Annotated in this window: 3 protein-coding genes; 2 read left to right on the forward strand and 1 reads right to left on the reverse strand. The window is 70.7% G+C overall.

Features of this window, described 5'->3' with window-relative positions; translation table 11 throughout:
- Together GL263_RS23630 and GL263_RS23635 are read left to right on the forward strand one after the other, a co-directional pair.
- Positions 1-404, forward strand: a 404-nt coding sequence (locus tag GL263_RS23630; protein WP_182857767.1) for an OmpA family protein, incomplete at its 5' end; no start/stop codon positions are given.
- Between the two features lie 155 nt (positions 405-559).
- Positions 560-1,213 carry an SCO2207 family protein gene (locus tag GL263_RS23635; RefSeq protein ID WP_182857768.1) on the forward strand — a complete coding sequence of 218 codons (654 nt, stop codon included), beginning with the start codon at positions 560-562 and terminating at the stop codon, positions 1,211-1,213.
- A gap of 159 nt (positions 1,214-1,372) precedes the next feature.
- Here the strand turns inward: GL263_RS23635 and GL263_RS23640 are convergent.
- On the reverse strand, positions 1,373-3,431 hold a 2,059-nt coding region (locus tag GL263_RS23640), incomplete at its 5' end, for a collagenase (protein WP_182857769.1).

Genomic DNA, 3,431 nt, shown 5'->3' on the forward strand with positions numbered 1-3,431 from the left:
CTCCCGGGGGCGGCCGGGTCGCCGAGGAGCGACGGGAGGAGTCGAACGAGAAGACGAAGTTCACCCTCCAGGCCGAGGTGCTGTTCGGTAAGAACAGCTCCCAGCTGAACGCCAAGGCCAACGCCCGTATCGCGGACATCGCCGCCGAGATCAACAAGCAGAAGGCGAGCAAGGTCAGCGTCTACGGCTTCACCGACAACCTCGGGTCGTACGAGAACGGTGTGCGGCTGTCGCAGGAGCGTGCGGAGGCGGTGCACAAGGAGCTGGTGAAGACGCTGAACGACGCGTCGTTGAGGTTCGACATCCGGGGTTACAGCGAGGACTACCCGATCGCGTCGAACGCGACCGAGGAGGGCCGGGCGCAGAACCGCCGGGTCGAGATCTCCTTCATCCGGACGAACTGAGCCGACACCGCGGCGACACGTCGCCGTTTTGTGAGAAGTGGGCAAGAAACAAGGCGACTTGAGCGTCTGCCGGCGCTGCCGACGTGGTTGGGGTTGAACACGGCGGGGGTTTCCCCGCCGTGGGGCCCGTGACGTCGACAGGGACGGAGTCCTCAGTGTCTCGGAGAAGAACGCTCAGCCGTGGGAAGAAGGCCGCGCTGCTGGTGGGTGCGGCGGCGCTGGCAGGTGGCGGCGCCGTGGTGATGACCGGTACGAGCCAGGCGTCGGTCGCCTGCGACGGGCTGGCGACCGCGCTGGGCAACAACGCGAGATTCATCGCGGAGCAGCGGGCGAACCCGGACGCGCAGTCCGAGGCGCGGATCGCGAACCGCGAGGCCGTGATCGAGGAGATCAAGCGGAAGCAGGCGGCGTCCGGGTGTGAGGTGGGCGCCGGTGGCGGGGAGGCGGTCGCCCAGCCGCCCGCCGAGCCGGATCCGCCCTCGGAAGCGGACCCGCCCGCGGAAGCGGACCCGCCAGCCGAGGCGGGTCCGCCGGATCAGGCCGCGCCGCCGCCGGGTGGCGGTGAGCAGGTCTGCGCGGGGTCCACGGTCACGTTGTCGGGTGAGGGCGGCGCGCCCGCCGCGTCCAGCAACGAGTTCCCGATCGGTACGCAGCTGCGGGTGACGAACCTGGACAACAACAAGTCCGTCACCGTGGCGGTCACCTCGGTTTCGGGCAGCTGTGTGCTGCTGAACGACGCGGCGTTCGAGGAGGTGCGCGAGCCCGGGAAGTTCCTGATCAGGCAGGCCCGTATCGAGCGCGTCGGCTGACGCCGCGCCGACGCTCGTCGGTCTGTCCGCACACGTCCGGCGCCGCCTCTCGCCGGACGGGGCCCGTGCACCCCGCTCGCCCCCGTGGCGGGGTGCGCGGGCCCGCCCTTCCCGTAGCACGGGCCCCCGGGATCCGGGGGCCCGTCGCCGCGAGGCCCGTCAGGGCCGCAGGGGGCCCTCACAGCTGTAGTCGGAGGTTCCTCCCTGCCTGTCGGACCAGATCTCGACCGGGCCGAAGTCGCAGTTCATGTCGGCGAGGTTGGTGCTCCGGTCGGAGCGGCCCGCCCGGTGGAGGATGAAGTAGTCCACCGTCTCCGACATGTCCTTGAAGACCTGGTCGGGGCTGTTCGGCTGGGTGAGCCGGGCGGTGACGCGGCCGGTGCAGGTGAAGCGGGGGCGTTCCTTGTCCTTGCCGGCGGTGCAGGCCGGGTTGAGGCCGGTGGCGGAGACGAGCGCGGTGCGGACGGAGTCGGCGGTGGTGTCGGTGAGGCGGTCGAGCGGTGTGTAGCGGGTGTCGGGGACGAACAGGTCGTCGACGACGGCGATCTGCCGGTCGAGGAAGCGGTTGTACGCGGTCTGGAGGCCGGTGTCGTCGCTGAGGCGGGTGCGCCACGCGTCGTAGGCGGCCGGGTCGTCGGCCCGCAGGTGGGTGTACATCTCGCGGATGAGCGAGGGCCGTTCGGTCCACAGGTACTCGAAGAGGGTGCCCGCGTAGGAGTAGAAGCGGAAGCCGTCGCCGGAGTAGGTGGCGTGCAGGATGTCCCGGACGGTCATCCGGGGGCGGCCCTCCCGGGTGTCGTTGATGATGCCCTGGACGAGGGACTTGCGGACGGCGACGCCTTCGCCCCTCGTGGCGCCGGCGAAGAACTCGGCGGTGCCCTCGTCCATGGCGGTGGTGCGGTCGTTGCGGTACCAGGGGCCCTCGCCGAAGAACCCGGGCACGGCCCAGCGGCCGTTGAGGTAGTGGGTGTACTCGTGGCGGTACAGCTCTTCGAGGGTGAGCCTGGAGTCCTGGGGGACGCGGCGCTGGTAGGTGTAGAAGGTCGCCGTCCGCTCGATGTAGATGCCGCCGTTGTCGGTGTCCATGCCGGTGAGGAGCGGGTGGTAGGCCTCGTAGTCGGCGCGGGAGGCGTACAGCACGGTGGTGAGGGTGGTGTTGGGGTCGTCGGCGAGTGGTTCCTTGCTGCCGAGGACCCGGTGGAACTGGGCCTTGACCTGCTTGCCGGCGTAGTAGAGCTGGTCGACGGTCGCCCGGTCGAGGGCGGTCCTGACGCGGATGGTGCCCTCGTCATAGGTGTAGGTGTGGGGGAAGATGCGGCGCTCGATGTCGTCGCGGCACACGTTGTGGGGCTTGCAGGCGTCGTGCTCGTTGAGCCAGGAGGCGACCTTGGCCCACGGTGGGCTGCCGAGGCCGAAGTTGCGGGTGGTGCGGTCGAGCAGGTCGCCGAGCCCGCCCACGATCTCGGTCCGCAGGCCGGCTATCTGACCGAAGCGGCCGTACTCGCTGACGGCGTCGCGCACCACCCAGTCGTTGGGGGTGCCCTTGAGGTGGGTGTGGTCGCCGAAGGCGCGGAAGGCGGACCGGTACCAGGGTGCGGCGGCGACGGCCTGCCGGAAGGCGGTGTCGTTGTTGCCGTCGTACACGCCGAGGTAGCTGACGGAGAGGGCGGCGAGCGCCGCGCCGCCCCAGTGGGCGTCCTTGTGGGTGACGGGTCGGTCGGGCCCCATCGTCGCCAGCGTCCGGGTGATCAGGTCGAGTTGGTGGTGCCGCAGTCCGGGGGCGCTGGCGGCGTAGAGGGCTTCGCGGAGGGTCTGGGCGTTGGTGGGGGTCGGCTGGAAGGTGCGCGGCGCGTCGCCGAGCGCGGCCACGGCGCGGCGGACGGCGAGGCTCGTGGGCGGGTCGGAGAGGTCGACCTCGTCGCGCGAGAACTCGTGGTACGCGACGGCGTGGAGGTAGGTGAACAGTTCCAGCAGTCCGCTGCCGTTCGCGCCGTCGTGGTCGGGTGCGAGCGTGGAGGCACGGTGGGCGACGGCCTGGATGTGGTCTGACGACATGATCGGCGCGAGCCGGGGGTCCCAGGCCCAGATGATCTCGCGGAGGCAGTCGTCGGCGGTGACCGCCTCGTCGGTGAGGAAGTCGGCGAGGGCGTTGGGGCTGAGCCCGGTGACGCCGTCGAGGGTGCACGGCACGCCGGCCTCGGTGGTGGTGGCGCGTTTG

Origin of the sequence: Streptomyces durbertensis (genome assembly GCF_014156695.1) — a bacterium.
Lineage (GTDB): Bacteria > Actinomycetota > Actinomycetes > Streptomycetales > Streptomycetaceae > Streptomyces > Streptomyces durbertensis.